Here is a 16323-nt window from a genome sequence, read left to right on the forward strand (position 1 = left end):
CCCCCCACCACCCCCACCCCCCCCCCCCGACCCCTTGGTGCCTGGTGCGGCGCGGGCGCGTGGGGGGGGGGTTCCCCCCGCGCCCCCCCCCCCCCCCCCCCCCCCCCCCCCCACTACAGTTGCTCCGCCTCAGCGCTGGCAATACCCGCACCACACCGTTGCCCGCTGGCCGATGCTGGCATAGCGCAGCGCGCGTCCACATTGCTTGCAGTTCTCGCCTTCGCGTCCGTACACCAGCAACTCCTGTTCAAAGTAGCCCGGCGCACCATCGGGACTGATGAAGTCGCGCAAGGTGGTTCCGCCACGGGTGATCGCGTGACCCAGGATTTCCTTCACCGCATCCGCCAGCCGCTGATAGCGCGCCCGCGATACCTTGCCGGCTTCACGCAAGGGGTTGATGCCGGCCATGAACAGGCTTTCCGCCGCGTAGATATTGCCCACGCCGACAACAATGCCCTGGTCCATCAGGAAGGTTTTGATCGGCGCCTTGCGCCCACGACTGCGCTGGAACAGATAGTCGCCGTCGAAATCACCATCCAAGGGTTCAGGGCCCAAGTCGCGCAGGAGCTCATGCGTTTCACCTGCCGGTTGCCACAGCAGGCAACCAAAGCGGCGCGGATCGTTGAAGCGCAGCAGGCGGCCGTCTTCCAGACTGATATCTACGTGATCATGCGCACGCACCGGCGTATCGCCAGGCAACACGCGCAGGCTACCGGACATGCCCAGGTGCAGCACCGCGCTGCCCAGCTCGGTATCCAGCAGCAGGTATTTGGCACGACGACGGATCGCCGCGATGCGCTGGCCTGGCAGCAGCTGTTCGATCTCGGCGGGAATCGGCCAGCGCAGATCCGGCCGACGCAGGATCACGCCGTGGATGCGGCGGTCCAGCAGATGCGGCTCCAGACCGCGCCGGGTGGTTTCTACTTCGGGTAGTTCTGGCATGCGAGTCTCAAGACGATTGTGTTTGATTGCTTTTGTGGGAACGGCGTGAGCCGTGAAGCTGGTGATGGTGAACAGCGGACCTGTATCGATTGCAGTGCGCTATCGGCTTCGGTTGGATTTTTGGCTTCGCGGCTTACGCCGCTCCTACAAACGTAGGTCAGCGCGGTGGCGCCATCAGCTCGCGGGCGCTCAGGTAGCCATCGCTGTTGGCATCCTGGCGCGCAAAACGGGCCAGGATCACCTTGCGCTGTTCTTCGCGGGTGATCGGTTTGCCGCGCCCGCCCGGCTGCTCCGCCGCTTCCAGCACGCCATCGCCATTGCGATCCATCTTGTCGAAGGCATACAGCATCCATTGCAGGTATTCGTCCGGGCTGACCCGGCCATCGCCGTCGCTGTCCATGCGTTGCAGGTAGGCGTTGGTGTCCTGCACCTGGGCAATGGCTGGCAACGAGGCAGCAAGTAGGAAAAGAAGGGCAATAGTTTTCATGCGGCGCTGAGCGAATAGCCCTTCAGACGCGCGGCATAGGCCTGAAGTGCAGCGCTGCCGCTGGCCTCCGCTTCCTGGCACCACTGCTGCAGCTGGCGCAGGCGCTCGGCCGCGTCATGGCTGCGGGCTTCCAGCAAGGCCGAAAGACGCGCACGGTGCTCGACCAACAACTGGATGCGCGGACGCTGCTGCACCCAGTTGTGCAGCTGCGCGCGGCAGTCGGGCTTGAGCCAGCGGCCATCGTTGACCAGCCCCTTGCGCATGCGCCGCGGCAACAGCTTGCGCAGCTTGGCGCCTGCAGCAGCCGCTTCTTCCTTCAAGGCAGGCGCGAATACATTGCGCTGGTAATCGGTCATCGCCTGGAAGCGATGCGACAGCAGCGCTTTCAAGGTATCTGCATCCGGCACAGCGATGTTCGGACGGATGTCCATGCTCGGCGCCACCCGCAGCACCTTGGCCAGGCGAAGGAACTGCAGCAGGCGGATCATCTGCCAGCCGATATCAAACTCCCAACGGCGCATCGAGAAACGTGCCGAGCTGGGGAAGGCATGATGGTTGTTGTGCAGTTCTTCGCCACCGATCCAGAACGCCCACGGCGTGAGGTTGGTCGAGGTGTCGGCCGATTCAAAATTGCGATAGCCCCACCAATGGCCCAGACCATTGACCACGCCAGCGGCCCAGAACGGAATCCACGCCATCTGGATCGCCCACAAGGCAATGCCGGGCAGGCCGAACAGTGCCGTGTTGATCACGAACAGCAGAATCGGACCGAGGTTGGCATGCGGGGTGTAGAGCTTGCGTTCGATCCAGTCCTCCGGCGCACCGCGCCCGTACTGATCGATATCGCCACGCAGCGTGCGGGCTTCGCGGTACAGCTCGACACCGCGCCAGAACACATTGCGGATGCCCTTGGTGACCGGGCTGTGCGGGTCGTCCTCGGTCTCGACCTTGGCGTGGTGCTTGCGGTGGATGGCCACCCACTCGCGGGTGATCATCGAGGTGGTCAACCACACCCAGAAGCGGAATGCGTGCGACACCAGCGGGTGGAAGTCCACGCCGCGATGGGCCTGGCTGCGATGCAGGTACAAGGTGACCGCGAAGATGGTGAGCTGGGTAAACACCAGCAACACCGCCAGCATGCCCCACCAGCCCAGGCCGACGATGCCACCGGTGAAGAAGTTGAGCAGGGCGTCGGACATCACGGAGTACTCCAGGCAGTCAGTGCCAGATGAAACCAGTGCTACACATCATGGGGGCTGTCAGCGCAAACTTCATCCACCGGCGGTACGTCCGTTGGTCGAATCCTCAGCTGCCGCCTCCAACTGAATGTCCATTGCTCCCGCCGCCGAAGCGGCCCCCCTGATCGAACTGGACCATGCCTGCGTCATCCGTGGCCAGGTCCGCGTGCTGCATGAGCTGAACCTGCGTATCGAACAGGGCCAGCACACCGCCATCCTTGGGCCGAACGGCTGCGGAAAATCCTCATTCATCAAGCTGATCACGCGCGAGCTCTATCCCTTGGCGCGCGCCGACGGTCATGTGCCGGTCAAGGTGATGGGCCAGACCCGCTGGCAGGTGGACCGGCTGCGTGCGCAGCTCGGCATCGTCACCGGTGACCTGTCCAGCAATCTGTCCAGCATGCCCGGGCTGACCGTTGAAGAAGCGGTGATCGCCGGCTTCTTCGCCAGCTTTGTGGTGCCCGCGCACCGCGACGTCACCGATGCCATGCGCCAGCGCGCGCGGCATGCGCTGGAACTGGCGCGTGCGCTGCCCTTGCTGGGCCGCAGCTATGCCGAGCTGTCCGCGGGTGAAACCCGCCGCGTGCTGATTGCCAGGGCGCTGGTCAACCAGCCCAAGGCCTTGTTGCTGGACGAGCCATCCACCGGCCTGGACCTGATCTCGCGCCAGCACCTGATCGACAGCATGCGTCACCTCGCCCAGCAGGGAATCACCCTGGTGCTGGTTACCCACCACATCGAGGAAGTGATTCCGGAGATCAACCGCGTGGTGCTGATGAAGGGTGGCCGCATCCTTGCCGATGGCAGTCGCGCCGAGTTGCTGCGCTCGGCGCCGCTGTCGGAGGTGTTCGGCGGGCCGATCGAGGTGCGCGAGGATGACGGGCGGATGTCGGCCTGGGTAGGCAGTTTGTAATTTCCTGAAGCAACCACCCCCTCCCCAACCCTCCCCTGCGCTGCGCGCAAGGGAGGGAGCTGAGCCCCTCCCCTTTGGCGCAGCCAAGGGGGAGGTTGGGAGGGGGTGGCTTTGGCCGTTGCTTGTGCTGGTTGCTGAAGCTCATGCGAAGAGCACCCCTCCCCAGCCCGTCCGGTCCGAAGGCACAGCCTTCGGTCGTTCATCAGACCGCGCGCCAATGGCGCGCAAGCAGGCCTTCTTCACCCCCTGCGCGTTGCGCAAGGGAGGGGGCACAGCGCGGCCGTTGGTGCGATGATGCCCGCCCGCTCCCGTATTCCCGTTGTCCTCGCAATGTCATCTTCTGTTGCCCCGCTGCGCTTCGGTGCCGCCCTCGCGCTGGCCGCCGTGCTCAGCGCCTGTTCCAGCACCCCTACCCTGCCCTCCAGCGCAGGCGGTGACTCCAGCACCAAGGTCACCGGCTATCTGACCGGCACCGCCATCCCCGACAGTCTTGCACTGAGTCCGGCTCCGCCCGCTCCCGGCTCGGCATCGGCACAGCTGGATGAGGCCGTCGCCAGCCAGGCGCTGAGCATGCAAGGCAGCGCACGCTTCGCACAGGCGCATACCGATGCCGACCTGAGCTTCCCGGCCGGCGCCGACCAGTTCAGCTGCGCGCTGGGTGTCGCCGTCACCGCCAAGACCACGCCGGTGCTGTACCGCCTGCTGGAACGCAGCCGCATCGATGCCAGCGCTGCCACCAAGGCGGCGAAAACGCACTATCAGCGCCCGCGCCCGTTCATGGTCAACAACGCGCCGACCTGCACGCCGGACGATGAAGAAGGCCTGCGCAAGAGTGGCTCCTACCCGTCCGGGCATACCTCGATCGGCTGGGCCTGGGGTCTGATCCTGTCCGAGATCGATCCCGACCACGCCACCGCCTTGATCGAACGCGGCCGCAACTATGGCCACAGCCGCCTGGTCTGCAACGTGCATTGGTATAGCGATGTGCAGCAGGGCCAGTTCATGGGTTCAGCGACCGTAGCGCGGCTGCATGACAACCCGGCGTTTGTCGCCGACCTGGCCAAGGCGCGCGAAGAGCTGGCACACGCACGCACGCTCAAGCTGCCCATGCCGCGCGATTGCGCCGCAGAAACCGCAGCGCTGACCTCCGACATCCCCGAAGCCCGCTAAGCAGTACTACATGTAGTGCCGAGCCATGCTCGGCATCGAGGCCCAGGCAAACCGATTTTGTAGGAGCGGTGTCAGCCGCGAAGCTGGCACTGTTTCAATCGCAGGCATTCCGGCAATCTAACTGACTATCAGCTTCGCGGCTGACGCCGCTCCTACAAGAGCTTCGGCTAGGCCATCGGTGACGCCCCAGCCGAGCATGGCTCGGCTCTACAGTGACCGAGAACGCAATGGTTTCCGACGTCACTGCCTTGTGCTGTGATGGGCGTCTGCGGTTACAGTCCAAGGTCCTCTCATTACGGGACCTCTCATGCCTGTATTCCTTCGTAGTCCACGCCTGCATGCGCTGTTGCTCGCCGCATTGCTGCCCTTCGCCGTGCAGGCACAGACGCCGCGCTTGATCGGCTATGTGATGGACAGCCCCGAGCCGCTGCAGTTGTCTGCACAGAAGCTCGACGTGGTGAACTTCGCCTTCGCCGTGGTTCGCCTCGATGGCACCGTCTACTTACCCGAAAACGTCGATCCGGCGCGCCTGCATGCCGTGGTCGCCAAGCGCGCTGACAACCCCTCACTGCAGATCGTGCTGTCGATTGGTGGTTGGGGCGCCGGCAACTTCTCCGAGGCCGCCGCCAGTGCACCTGCACGCGCACGCTTCATCGACAGCAGCGTCGCGTTGATGCACCAGTTCAAGCTCGACGGCTTGGACATCGATTGGGAATACCCCACGCTCGGCGACGCCGACATCAGCCACAGCCCGGATGATCGCCACAACTTCACCGTGCTGTTGGAAGAACTGCGTGCGCGTCTGGACCGCGAGGGCAATGGCAAGCGTCATTACCTGCTGACCATCGCCGCCGCTGAAGGCCGCGCTGCGGAGGGCCTGGAGCTGCCGCGCATCGCGCAGTCATTGGATTGGATCAATCTTATGACCTACGACTTCTACGGCAGCCTGACCAAGACCACTGGCCATCATTCCGGGCTTGCGCGCTCATCGCGGGCTACGCCGCAGGGCCGCACCACCGTGGATGCGGTGAAGTACTTCCTCGATGCGGGCGTGCCTGCTGCCAAGATCAATGTCGGCGTGCCGTTCTATGGCCGCACCTTTGGTGATGTCGGCAACGCCAACAATGGCCGCTTCCAGAAGTTCACCAAAGAGGGCGGCTTCATCACCTGGCGTGACATCGTCCATACCCGCCTCAACGCGCCGGACTGGCAGCGTCATTGGGATGATGAAGCGCAGGTGCCGTGGCTGTGGAATGCCAAGGAGCGGCGCATGATCAGTTATGACGATCCGCAATCGCTGCGGATCAAGGCCGACTACGTGAAGCAGCAGGGCCTGGGCGGCATCATGTATTGGGAGCAGCGCGGTGATGACAACGAGCAGTTGCTGGATGTCTTGCATGAGGCGCTGCGCGCTGACCCGGTAGTGCCGAGCCATGCTCGGCAGGAGCCTTACCGATAACCCATGCCGAACGTCTTGTGGGAGCGGTGTGCTGGTGCAGGCCCCTTGCCGAGCATGGCTCGGCACTACAGAACAGAAGAAGGCGCGGATTGCTCCGCGCCTTCTTTGCTCAACACACAAACCTGTGCTTAGAAGCGGGTCTTGAACTCCACGCCCCACAGACGCGGCTCGTTGATGAAGCCGGTGAGGTTGTTGAAGTCGATGCCGCCGGTGGCGCGGATCTGGTTGGTGATGTTGCGGCCGTACAGTGCCACGTCGTAATCACCATCGTTCCACTGATAACCCACACGCAGGCCGCCTTCCAACAACGGCTTGCCGGTGAACTCCTTGGACTCGTACAGGAAGAAGTTCACTTCGCTGCGATAGACCCAGTCGGTGAACACGTAGAGCTGGGTGCCATCAGCCAGCGGCAGCGACCAGCGCGCGGTCATGTTGTGGGTCCACTCCGGTGCCTGCGGCAGCGAGTTGCCATTGATCAGCACCTTGCCATTGCCATCCAGCGGATTGGTCACGGTGCAGGAGAAGCACGGTGCAACACTCAGATCCGCATCCTTGATCTCGGTGTGGTTGTAACCACTACCCAGAGTGACCAGCAGGTTGTCGGTCAGATAGGCCTGCAGGTCCAACTCAAAGCCCTGGCCTACGCTCTTGTCGGCATTGAGCAGGATGTTGGCATTGCCCAGCGCGCCACCCACGGCGGTCAGCTGCTGATCCTTGACCCGGTAGTGATAGACACTGGCATTCAATCGCGCGCGGTTGTCCCAGAAGTCCGCCTTTACGCCGGCTTCGAAGGACAGCACGGTTTCCGGATCGGCCACGGTCTTGTCGTTGAACGCGCCAGCCGACTGGATCGAGCTGCCACGGAAGCCGGTGGCGACGCGGCCGTAAACATTGACGGTGTCATTGACGGCGTAGGTGGCCGAGAAGTCCCAGTTGAACTTCTTGTCCTTGGTCGAGGCCGACAGATAGGGATCAACAGCATCACCCTTGGCGTAGGCGTCCTGCTGCGCGGCAAGCAGACCAGCCAGGTCGCACTTGGCAATACCCGGGGGCGTGGTCAGGGTCGGTGCAATGCACGGCGAGAAGCCGGTATTCCAGTAGTCCTTGACCTTCAGGTCTTTCTTGTCGACGGTGTAACGCACGCCAGCGCGCAGTTCCAATTTGTCGGTGGCCTGATAGGTCAGGCCGCCGAACACTGCCCAGGCATCATTGGTCTGGTTGATGCGCTGGAAGCCATCCTGCTTGCCGCCATTGGTGCTGTCGTAGCTGACGCTGTCGACGTCGTAGTCTTCCTTGAAATAGAACACGCCGGTCTGCCAGTTCAGCGGGCCGTCGTTCTGCGATTCGAGACGCAGTTCCTGGGTCCACTGCGAGTGGCGGGGAATGCCATCGGCGGTTTCCGAGGCAAACGGCACGGCAGGCGTGAAATACGGACCCGAGGTGCCGTCGATATCGCCGACGCTGAAAGTGTCCACGGTTTCGTAACCGGTGATGGACGACAGCTTGTAGTTGCCCAGGTCCCAGCTCAGGCGTGCATTGGCGCCGCTGCTGTCGAGCTCGGAGTGATTCAGGCCATCGATCGACACCTTGTTCTCGTCGAAGCCGGGAACGAAATCGTTGCTGCCCTTCTTGAAGATGTTGCCGCGGAACAGGCGTGCGGTGCCGTTGAGGTGGCGCTTGTGCGCACCCAACAGTGCTTCGAAATTGTCGCCTTCGTACAGGAACTGCACGCGCACGGCCGATTCGTCATAGCCTTCCAGGCCGTCGTTCGGGCCGGGGCCGGTGTTCTTCACCCAATCGTCGCGGCGCTGGTACAGGGCCGACACACGTGCCGACCAGCGCGCGCTCAGCGCGCCACCGACGGCGGCTTCAACATTCCACAGGTTGTCGCTGCCGTAGCCGACCTTGCCGTAGCCTTCGAACTCCTGCGACGGACGCACCGAGTCGAACTTGACCACGCCGGCCGGAGTGTTGCGGCCGAACAACGAGCCCTGCGGGCCGCGCAGCACTTCCACCTGATCCACGTCGAAGATCGGGAAGCCCTTCAGGATTGGGTTTTCCTGCACGATGTCGTCGTACACCAGCGAGACCGGCTGCGAGGTGTTGAGACGGAAGTCGGTGTTGCCGTAGCCGCGGATATAGAAGCGCGGGAAGGCGCGGCCGAACGAAGATTCAATGTTCAGGCTGGGCACGCGGCCGGACAGATAACGCACGTCGGTACCACCGGAAGCCAGCGCGTCGAGCTTCTCGCCGCTGACGGTGCTGATCGACACCGGCACGTCCTGGATGTTCTCCACCTTGCGTGCGGCGGTGACCTTCACCGCATCCAGAGTGGCGGCTTCCTTCTGGGCCGGGGTCGCATCCTGCGCGGCAGCGGTAAGTGGCAGTACGGCGAGAACGGCGACAAACAGCGGATGCGCGGCCGGCAGGCGGCGGACGGTACGGGTCGGGGACATGGCGGAGGTGGGCCTGTTGAGGAGGAATGGGGAACTGCGCCTAGCATGGAATTGTTGCAGTACAACATTCGTATCGCAATCGTTCAGGTATTCAGCGGCACGACGCCTGTCAGGGGTGTGCAGCCCTTCCGCCGCATAGACTTGGGGCTTACTTCCTTCCCGCCCAGGCACCTTGTCATGACCCAGTGGTATTTCCATATTCCCGGCCAGGCCGACCGCGTCGGCCCGATGGACGACGAAGCTGCGCGCCGTTTTGCCCAGGGTAGCCGCCAGGCACTGGCCTGGCGCGAGGGCATGCAGGGTTGGCAGGCGGTGACCGAGATCACCGACTTCGGCGGCCAGGCCGGCCCGCCGCCAATGCCGCCACCGGTAGCCGGCAACCGCCACCGTGCCGACGATATCGACTTCCGCATCGTCGGGCATGAGATGCAGTTCGTGGAAATCGAACTGGACCCGGGCGAAAGCGCGATTGCCGAGGCCGGCGCGCTGATGTTCAAGGATTCAGCGGTACAGATGGACACCGTATTCGGTGACGGCCGCCATGAGGGCCAGGGCGGCGGCTTCATGGACAAGCTGATGTCGGCCGGCAAACGTGTCATCACCGGTGAAAGCCTGTTCGCCACGCTGTTTACCCACACCGGCACCGGCAAGGCCAAGGTCGCCTTCGCCGCACCCTACCCCGGCACGGTGCTGCCGATGAAGCTGGACCAGCACGGCGGCAAGCTGATCTGCCAGAAAGACAGCTTCCTGGCCGGTGCGCGCGGCGTGCAGGTGGGCGTGCACCTGCAGCGCAAGGTGATGACCGGCTTGTTCGGCGGCGAGGGTTTCATCATGCAGAAACTTGAGGGCGATGGCTGGGTGTTCGTACATGCCGGCGGCTGCGTGGTGGAACGCGAGCTGGCCGCGGGCGAGCGCATCGATGTGGATACCGGCTGCGTGGTTGCTTACCACGCCGGCGTGGACATGGACGTGCGCCGCGTGGCCGGCCTGAAAAGCATGTTCTTCGGTGGCGAAGGCGTGTTCCTGGCCACCCTGACCGGCCCCGGCAAGGTATGGCTGCAGTCGCTGCCGTTCTCGCGCCTGGCTGGCCGCATGTATGCCGCCGCGCCGCAGGGTGGCGGCCAGAGCCGCGGTGAAGGCTCGGTGCTTGGTGGGCTGGGTCGGTTGCTGGATGGGGATAACAAGTTCTGATGTCCCCACGGTTTCCGTAGCCCGGCTGGAGAGTCCGGGTTACGGAATACCGCGCCCCTGCGCAAGGAAAATGCCGTCTTTGATGCAGAGAAGACGTATCTGCTTGTCGCGCCCCGGAGCCGTCGCCATACTCGCGGCATTCATATTCAGGGAAGGCAGGAAGCCATGGATGCGCAGGACACGATTTATGCTCCACCGCAGGCCTCGTTGACGCAGGAAACAACAGTCCATTCGGCCTTGCCACCGTTCTATGTGGTCTCCATCACCAAGCTGGTGCTGCTGTACGTGGCAACCCTGGGCTTCTACTCGGTGTATTGGTTCTGGAAGCACTGGAGCCGGCACAAGCGTGACAAGAAACTGGATATCTGGCCGGTGCCCCGCGCCATCTTCGGGATCTTCTTTGCCAACAGCCTGAACCAGGAAATCGACCAGCGCCTGCGCCGTTCCGGCCAGCGCTATAGCTGGTCACCGGAGATGTGGGCCGGTGCTTTCGTGATGTCGGCGATTATTGGCCGCATCATCAACCGCATCCCCGACTCCGTCCTGCCGCCATTGCCAGGTTTCACGATCGGCATGCTGTTTATGGTGCTGAATATGATGTCGCTGGTACAGGCGCAGCGCGCGGCCAACCATGCCTGCGGCGACCCCGACGGCGACCGCAACTCCCGGCTGACCGCCGCCAACTGGGTGTGGCTGGTGTTGGGCGCACTTTTCTGGATAGTCATCCTGCTGGGGATACTGGCGGCGTTGTGGGCGCCAGAGCTTTACGCAGGCTGATGTCGGCTGCCGATGGCAGCCTTGGTTAAACCAACCGTGAGTCCGCTGGCGGCCTTGCCAGCCCAAAGCGCTATGCTGGCGCCCTTTCCAACGCCCCCTGTTCATCATGAAAGCGCGCAACGCCCGTCTGCTGCTGTCCCTCTCCTTGTTTGGCCTGCTGGCAGCCTGTGGCGGCGAAAACACCAAGCCCACCCCGCCGGCAGCAGTACAGCCGACGACGCCGGTCCGGCCGGTCAAGATCGGCGTGGCGCTGGGCGGCGGCGCGGCCAAGGGCTTTGCCCATATCGGCGTGATCAAGATGCTGGAAGCCAATGGCTTCGAGCCGGTGGTGGTGTCCGGCACCAGCGCTGGCAGCGTGGTGGGTGCCTTGTATGCCAGCGGCATGGACGCCTTCCAGATGCAGCAGAAGGCCGTTGCGCTGGATGAAGCCAGCATCCGCGATATCCGCCTGTTCTCCGGTGGCCTGGTGCAGGGCCAGAAGCTGCAGGACTACGTCAACGCGCAGGTCGGCAACAAGCGCGCCGAGCAGCTGAAGAAGCCATTCGCCGCGGTCGCCACGCAGCTGGAAACCGGTGAGCGCGCGGTGTTCGTGCGCGGCAATGTCGGCCAGGCGGTGCGTGCTTCCAGCTCCATCCCCGGCGTGTTCGAGCCGGTGATCATCGGTGGCAAGAGCTATGTCGATGGCGGCGTGGTCAGCCCGGTGCCGGTGGATGCGGCCAAGCAGCTGGGTGCCGAATTCGTGATCGCGGTGGACATCTCCAGCCGCGCCACCGGCCAGCGCCCAACCGGCCTGCTGGGTGCGGTGGGCCAGTCGATCACCATCATGGGCCAGCGCCTGGGCGAGCAGGAACTGGCGCGTGCCGATGTGGTGATCCGCCCGGCTGTGCTGGACATCGGCGCCGCCGATTTTGAACAGCGTGGTCGCGCGATCCTGGAAGGCGAGAAGGCGGCGATGGCGGCGATGCCGCAGATCCGCGCTGGTATTGCCCGTTTGCAGCAGGCGCGTGTTGCAACCGCGCGCAATGCCGATGCACGCGCTGCCGCCGTGCAGGCCGAAGCGCATCAGCGCTGCCAGGACAGCCGCAGCCGCATCGAGAAGCTGCGTGGCATCGAGAAGAACTGCAGCGCGCCGGCGCGCTGATTCTCAATGGTAGGACGCAGGGGTTGTGGGGCTGCAGCTTCTTGTAGGAGCGGCGTAAGCCGCGAAGCCGATAACGTTTCAGATCAAAAACTCAACAGCAAAAGCGCCCTCACCCCAACCCCTCTCCCGCCCTGCGGGAGAGGGGCTTTAAAGCCTCAAGCAAGATCACTGCCGCCCCAGCTGCGACAGCGGCAGGGCGCGGAACTCCTTCACCGTGCGCAGCACGAAGCTGGAATTGACGTCGGCCACGCCGGCTGCGTTGAGCAGCTTGTCGAGCAGGAATTCCGAGAAGTGGTCCAGGTCGCGTACGTAGACCTGCAGCAGATAGTCCATGTCGCCAGTCAGCGCATGGCAGGCCACCACTTCATCCCACAGCTGCACCGCCTGCACGAAATGATCGATCGCCGCCTGGCCGTGCTTGGACAACTGCACGCGCACGAAGGCCTGCAATCCCAGCCCGATCGCGCGCGGCTCCAGGCGTGCGCCATAGCCGGCGATCACCCCCTCCGCTTCCAGCCGCTGCACCCGTCGCAGGCAGGCTGACGCCGACAGATTCACCCGTGCCGCGAGCTCGGCATTGGTGGCGCGGCCATGCTGCTGTATTTCGACCAGAAGCCGCAGATCCGTGCGATCAAGGTTCACCGAAGCCATCTTTGTTGCTCCGCAGCATTGAAGTGACGCAACAATATTGCGTTAGAACCGGTTGCCGACGCAATTACGCACACCTGTTGCGCGGCAGGCTTCCTACCATGCGCTTATCTATTCCCTTCAGGAGCTGCCGCCATGGAAGCCAACCCGCGCCGCGTCGAACACCAGCAGACCGACAAGGGTTACGTGCCGGTCTATACCACCGCCGTGGTGGAGCAGCCCTGGCACGGCTACAGCGCCGACGACCATGCGACCTGGAGCACTTTGTACCAGCGCCAGCGCGAGCTGCTGGTCGGCCGTGCCTGCCAGGAGTTCCTCGATGCCCAGGACGAGATGGGCATGAGCGAGCACATGATTCCGCGCTTCGATCAGCTCAACGAAGTGTTGGGCGCAGCCACCGGCTGGACCCTGGTCGGGGTGGAGGGCCTGCTGCCGGAACTCGATTTCTTCGATCATCTGGCCAACCGTCGCTTCCCGGTGACCTGGTGGATCCGCCGCCCGGACCAGATCGACTACATCGCCGAACCTGACCTGTTCCACGACCTGTTCGGGCATGTGCCGCTGCTGATGAACCCGGTGTTCGCCGACTACATGGCCGCCTACGGCCGTGGTGGCGTCAAAGCCCATGCGATCGGCCCGGACGCGCTGCAGAACCTGACCCGCCTGTACTGGTACACGGTGGAGTTCGGCCTGATCAATACCGCCGATGGCCTGCGCATCTACGGCGCCGGCATCGTCTCGTCGAAGGGTGAGTCGCTGTACTCGCTGGAGTCGGCCGCACCGAACCGCATTGGCTTCGATCTGGAGCGGATCATGCGTACCCGTTACCGCATCGACACCTTCCAGAAGAGCTACTTCGTCATAGACGGTTTCGAGCAGCTGATGGCGGCAACCGAGCCGGACTTCACCCCGATCTACGCACGTCTTGCCGATGCCGAACATCTGCCGGCCGGCGATGTGCAGGCCGGTGACAGGGTATTCCAGCGCGGCAGCGGCGAAGGCTGGGCTGACGGCGGCGACGTCTAAGCAAGACCGTTTTGCCGGAACAGAACAAGCCGCCCAAGGGCGGCTTGTTCGTATGCGTCCCGCCCGGCCTTGGTAAGCGAAACGCAGCCGGAAGCCTGCAGCTCACTGCACCGCTTTGCCCGCTGCAGCCTTGGCCACCCGCCGACCGCCGTACTTGCGGTCCAGATAGAGGCCAACGATTACCGCCACCAGCAGCGGTGCCGCCCACGGAAACAACTCAATCAGCATCGCCGGCACCGTGGTGTGGCTGTGCAACCACTGCCATACCGGGCGCATGCCGATGCCGAGGAACGCCACATGGGTAGCAATGCCTGCCCCCAGGATCGACTGGTAGTGCTGGCGGAACGCCCAGTCCGGACGCGACGGGCCACGGCGGGCGAACTTCAGCATGCGCCAGCCCACCCACAGGCCAATCGACGAGAAACCCAGGAACAACGGCTGACGGTGCTGGATGCCGGTGCCGACAACCACCAGCGCCAGGATCACCATCGGCCACAGCGCCAGATGCCAGCCCGGCCGCGACACCAGCTGCTTCCAGTCGCGCTTGTCGGTGACTGCGCGCCAAGCCAACCACGTAGCGTTGCCGGTGATTGCCATCAAATAGGCGAGGAACAAGGCCGACAGCGGCTGCTGGCGGAAGAACGCGAACTGGATGGTGATCGGCAGAGCAGTAACCACGATCACTGCCATCGCTACCAGATACACCTTGCCCAGCGCGCGATGCCGGGGCGAGCCTTTCTTCATGAACGCTGCCGACCAGAAGCCGACCAAGGCGACCACGCCAGCCAGCACATGCAGCGCGACGATCAGGGAATATCCGGGCATGACAGCGATCTCTTCAGTGGTGGCCGGCGAATGCGATGGCCTGTACACAGCGTGCGTGAGCCGCTGCAGCCACGGCAGTTGCGACAGTCACTGATCGACCCTGCCGGAAGTCACTTTCTGCATCGCACCCCTTGCCGCTGGCGCCTGCGCCCACCAGCATGCGGGCATGGAAATCACTCCCCGATCGCGCTGGCACAGGCTGTTGCACCCGCTCAACCTCGCCGGCCTGCTGACCTGGCTGGCGGTAGCGGTCACCCTGCCCTATGGCTCCGCCGAGCAGATGGCCCTGCGCTGGGGCAGTGCCCTGCTGTTCCTGGTCGCGTTCCTGTTTGCCGCCAGCTACGAGCGGCCCTCGCCACAGCGCAGCGTCGCCTTGCTGATCGAGGCATTGGCAGCACTGGCGGTGATCCGCCTGGCTGCCAGCAGCGGCGTGGCGCCGGCCCTGCTGGTGATGCTGGCCGCGCAGGTGGCGATGAGCTGGCCGCTACGCGTCGCGCTGGCGCTGATGCTGGTGGTCAACCTGGGCATGTACCTGGTCCTGCGCGGTACCCACAGCCACCCCGCCGCGGTGGTGCTGATCTTTGCCGGCTTCCAGGCCTTCGCCATGCTGACCACGCATTACGCGCGCAGCGCCGAACAGGCCCGCGACCGGCTGGCGCTGGTCAATGCCGACCTGCTGGCCACCCGCGCCCTGCTCGCGGAAAGATCGCGCGACATGGAACGGCTGCGTCTGTCACGCGAGTTGCACGATGTGGCCGGGCACAAGCTCACGGCGCTGAGATTGCACCTGCGCGCACTTGCCGCACGCGCCGATGCCGCGCCCGAGCTGGCCTTGTGCGAACAGCTGTCCGCCGAGCTGCTGGGCGATATCCGCGCCGTGGTGCATTGCCTGCGCGACAGCGGCCAGCTCGACATGGACACCGCCCTGCACGCACTGGCCGCACCATTGCCGCGCCCGCGCCTGCAGTTGCAGCTGGATGACGACGTGCAGCTCAGCGATACCGCCAAGGCCGAAACCATCCTGCGTTGCGTACAGGAAGCACTGACCAACAGCGCTCGCCACAGCGATGCCAAGGTGCTGCGGGTGTCCCTGCAGCGGCGCGACGGGCAGCTGCTGATGGCGATGGAAGATGACGGCCAGTTGCGTGGCGAGCCGCGTGCCGGCAATGGGCTCACCGGCATGCGCGAGCGGGTCGACGAACAAGGCGGCAGCTTTCAATTGCAGCGTGGCGCTTCCGGTGCCCTGCAGATTCGTGTGCAATTGCCGGCATGAACGAGTCCCCACGCATTGCCCTGGTCGACGACCAGGCCCTGATCCGCGCCGGCCTGCGCGCCCTGTTGCAGCAGCTTGGCGTCACCATCGTGTTCGAGGCCGACAGCGGCGATGCCTTGCTGGAACAACTGCCGCAGCAACCGGTGCAGCTGATCCTGTCGGACATCCGCATGCCCGGCATGGACGGCATCCAGGCCTTGAAGGCCCTGCGTCAAAGCGGCGACCAGACACCTTGTGTGTTCCTGACCACCTTCGACGAGAGTGATCTATTGCTGCGTGCCACCGAGGCAGGCGCACAAGGCTTCCTGCTGAAGGACGCAGCACCGGAAGATCTGCACGACGCCATCGTGCGCGCCATCGCCGGGCAGACCTTGTTGCAACCGGTGAGTACCGACGCGGTGCGGCAACGCTATCGCTACCACGCCGATGACGCGCCCAAGGAATTGTTCAGCCAGAAAGAAGTCGCGGTGCTGCGGCTGATGGCCGGTGGTTACAGCAACCGCGAGATTGCCGGCAGCCTGTTCCTGGCCGAAGGCACGGTGAAGAACTACGTCTCGGCGATTCTCGACAAGCTCGACACCCGCGACCGCACCCGCGCAGTGTTGAAGGCGATCACCCTGCGGGTGATCTAGCACTCTGCCGATGCGCAACCGGTAGTGCCGAGCCATGCTCGGCAAGGGCTTCACTCGTGATCCATCAGCGGCTGTAGGAGCGGCGTAATCCACGAAGCAGAAGAACCCACAGATTGCAGAAACATCGGTCAATGCACCCTAGGCA

The 16323-nt window shown here is 64.1% G+C and carries 15 protein-coding genes; 9 read left to right on the top strand and 6 right to left on the bottom strand.

Translation table 11 applies throughout. From position 1 onward, the window contains the following. Positions 1-129: 129 nt before the first annotated feature. The 3 genes from mutM to ACVOMB_RS18760 all read right to left on the bottom strand — a co-directional run bounded on the left by mutM (position 130) and on the right by ACVOMB_RS18760 (position 2628). Entirely contained in the window at positions 130-942 is an 813-nt protein-coding gene (mutM, locus tag ACVOMB_RS18750) for a bifunctional DNA-formamidopyrimidine glycosylase/DNA-(apurinic or apyrimidinic site) lyase (RefSeq protein WP_481532567.1), read from the bottom strand. 157 nt (positions 943-1099) lie between these two features. Further along, positions 1100-1429 (bottom strand): EF-hand domain-containing protein, encoded by a 330-nt coding sequence (locus ACVOMB_RS18755; protein ID WP_481532568.1) that lies wholly within the window; start codon positions 1427-1429, stop codon positions 1100-1102. Beyond that, on the bottom strand, positions 1426-2628 hold the full coding sequence (locus ACVOMB_RS18760; RefSeq protein WP_481532569.1) for a DesA family fatty acid desaturase: 1203 nt from the start codon (positions 2626-2628) through the stop codon (positions 1426-1428). Before ACVOMB_RS18760 ends, ACVOMB_RS18755 begins: the two co-directional genes overlap by 4 nt. Positions 2629-2755: 127 nt before the next feature. Here ACVOMB_RS18760 and ACVOMB_RS18765 point away from each other — a divergent pair, with 127 nt between their 5' ends. The 3 genes from ACVOMB_RS18765 (at position 2756) to ACVOMB_RS18775 (ending at position 6209) form a co-directional block, all read left to right on the top strand. Then, positions 2756-3580, top strand: a complete 825-nt coding sequence (locus tag ACVOMB_RS18765) for an ABC transporter ATP-binding protein (protein WP_481532570.1) — start codon at positions 2756-2758, stop codon at positions 3578-3580. Positions 3581-3910: 330 nt separating this feature from the next. Further along, positions 3911-4750, top strand: coding sequence for an acid phosphatase (locus tag ACVOMB_RS18770; RefSeq protein ID WP_481532571.1), 840 nt, complete (start codon positions 3911-3913; stop codon positions 4748-4750). Positions 4751-5057: 307 nt separating this feature from the next. Then, positions 5058-6209, top strand: a complete 1152-nt coding sequence (locus tag ACVOMB_RS18775) for a glycoside hydrolase family 18 protein (RefSeq protein WP_481532572.1) — start codon at positions 5058-5060, stop codon at positions 6207-6209. Between the two features lie 128 nt (positions 6210-6337). Here the strand turns inward: ACVOMB_RS18775 and ACVOMB_RS18780 are convergent, their stop codons facing one another. Beyond that, entirely contained in the window at positions 6338-8665 is a 2328-nt protein-coding gene (locus ACVOMB_RS18780) for a TonB-dependent receptor (RefSeq protein ID WP_481532573.1), read from the bottom strand. A gap of 177 nt (positions 8666-8842) precedes the next feature. Between ACVOMB_RS18780 and ACVOMB_RS18785 the strand changes: the two genes are divergently transcribed. The 3 genes from ACVOMB_RS18785 to ACVOMB_RS18795 all read left to right on the top strand — a co-directional run bounded on the left by ACVOMB_RS18785 (position 8843) and on the right by ACVOMB_RS18795 (position 11774). Next, on the top strand, positions 8843-9856 hold the full coding sequence (locus ACVOMB_RS18785) for a TIGR00266 family protein (protein WP_481532574.1): 1014 nt from the start codon (positions 8843-8845) through the stop codon (positions 9854-9856). Positions 9857-10021: 165 nt separating this feature from the next. Next, on the top strand, positions 10022-10633 hold the full coding sequence (locus tag ACVOMB_RS18790; protein ID WP_481532575.1) for a hypothetical protein: 612 nt from the start codon (positions 10022-10024) through the stop codon (positions 10631-10633). Positions 10634-10739: 106 nt separating this feature from the next. Further along, positions 10740-11774, top strand: coding sequence for a patatin-like phospholipase family protein (locus ACVOMB_RS18795; protein ID WP_481532576.1), 1035 nt, complete (start codon positions 10740-10742; stop codon positions 11772-11774). 165 nt (positions 11775-11939) lie between these two features. Here the strand turns inward: ACVOMB_RS18795 and ACVOMB_RS18800 are convergent, their stop codons facing one another. Beyond that, positions 11940-12425, bottom strand: a complete 486-nt coding sequence (locus ACVOMB_RS18800; protein WP_481532577.1) for an Lrp/AsnC family transcriptional regulator — start codon at positions 12423-12425, stop codon at positions 11940-11942. A 132-nt stretch (positions 12426-12557) separates the two neighbouring features. Between ACVOMB_RS18800 and phhA the strand changes: the two genes are divergently transcribed. Then, a complete protein-coding gene (gene phhA / locus ACVOMB_RS18805) occupies positions 12558-13448 on the top strand; it encodes a phenylalanine 4-monooxygenase (RefSeq protein WP_481532578.1) in 891 nt (296 codons plus the stop codon). Positions 13449-13550: 102 nt separating this feature from the next. Here the strand turns inward: phhA and ACVOMB_RS18810 are convergent, their stop codons facing one another. Continuing rightward, a complete protein-coding gene (locus tag ACVOMB_RS18810; protein WP_481532579.1) occupies positions 13551-14273 on the bottom strand; it encodes a DUF2306 domain-containing protein in 723 nt (240 codons plus the stop codon). 166 nt (positions 14274-14439) lie between these two features. Here ACVOMB_RS18810 and ACVOMB_RS18815 point away from each other — a divergent pair, with 166 nt between their 5' ends. Both ACVOMB_RS18815 and ACVOMB_RS18820 read left to right on the top strand, forming a co-directional pair. After that, on the top strand, positions 14440-15546 hold the full coding sequence (locus ACVOMB_RS18815) for a sensor histidine kinase (RefSeq protein WP_481532580.1): 1107 nt from the start codon (positions 14440-14442) through the stop codon (positions 15544-15546). After that, a complete protein-coding gene (locus tag ACVOMB_RS18820) occupies positions 15543-16178 on the top strand; it encodes a response regulator transcription factor (RefSeq protein WP_481532581.1) in 636 nt (211 codons plus the stop codon). Before ACVOMB_RS18815 ends, ACVOMB_RS18820 begins: the two co-directional genes overlap by 4 nt. Positions 16179-16323: the final 145 nt, after the last annotated feature.

The organism is Stenotrophomonas sp. STEN018 (assembly GCF_056760235.1).

Excerpts from the sequence above, each read along its gene's own strand:
- ACVOMB_RS18790 (WP_481532575.1), top strand. The coding sequence starts at position 10,022 with ATGGATGCGCAGGACACGATTTATGCTCCACCGCAGGCCTCGTTGACG.
- ACVOMB_RS18820 (WP_481532581.1), top strand. The coding sequence starts at position 15,543 with ATGAACGAGTCCCCACGCATTGCCCTGGTCGACGACCAGGCCCTGATC.
- ACVOMB_RS18810 (WP_481532579.1), bottom strand. The coding sequence starts at position 14,273 with ATGCCCGGATATTCCCTGATCGTCGCGCTGCATGTGCTGGCTGGCGTG.
- ACVOMB_RS18770 (WP_481532571.1), top strand. The coding sequence starts at position 3,911 with ATGTCATCTTCTGTTGCCCCGCTGCGCTTCGGTGCCGCCCTCGCGCTG.
- ACVOMB_RS18760 (WP_481532569.1), bottom strand. The coding sequence starts at position 2,628 with ATGTCCGACGCCCTGCTCAACTTCTTCACCGGTGGCATCGTCGGCCTG.
- ACVOMB_RS18795 (WP_481532576.1), top strand. The coding sequence starts at position 10,740 with ATGAAAGCGCGCAACGCCCGTCTGCTGCTGTCCCTCTCCTTGTTTGGC.
- mutM (WP_481532567.1), bottom strand. The coding sequence starts at position 942 with ATGCCAGAACTACCCGAAGTAGAAACCACCCGGCGCGGTCTGGAGCCG.
- phhA (WP_481532578.1), top strand. The coding sequence starts at position 12,558 with ATGGAAGCCAACCCGCGCCGCGTCGAACACCAGCAGACCGACAAGGGT.
- ACVOMB_RS18815 (WP_481532580.1), top strand. The coding sequence starts at position 14,440 with ATGGAAATCACTCCCCGATCGCGCTGGCACAGGCTGTTGCACCCGCTC.
- ACVOMB_RS18800 (WP_481532577.1), bottom strand. The coding sequence starts at position 12,425 with ATGGCTTCGGTGAACCTTGATCGCACGGATCTGCGGCTTCTGGTCGAA.
- ACVOMB_RS18785 (WP_481532574.1), top strand. The coding sequence starts at position 8,843 with ATGACCCAGTGGTATTTCCATATTCCCGGCCAGGCCGACCGCGTCGGC.
- ACVOMB_RS18765 (WP_481532570.1), top strand. The coding sequence starts at position 2,756 with ATGTCCATTGCTCCCGCCGCCGAAGCGGCCCCCCTGATCGAACTGGAC.
- ACVOMB_RS18780 (WP_481532573.1), bottom strand. The coding sequence starts at position 8,665 with ATGTCCCCGACCCGTACCGTCCGCCGCCTGCCGGCCGCGCATCCGCTG.
- ACVOMB_RS18775 (WP_481532572.1), top strand. The coding sequence starts at position 5,058 with ATGCCTGTATTCCTTCGTAGTCCACGCCTGCATGCGCTGTTGCTCGCC.
- ACVOMB_RS18755 (WP_481532568.1), bottom strand. The coding sequence starts at position 1,429 with ATGAAAACTATTGCCCTTCTTTTCCTACTTGCTGCCTCGTTGCCAGCC.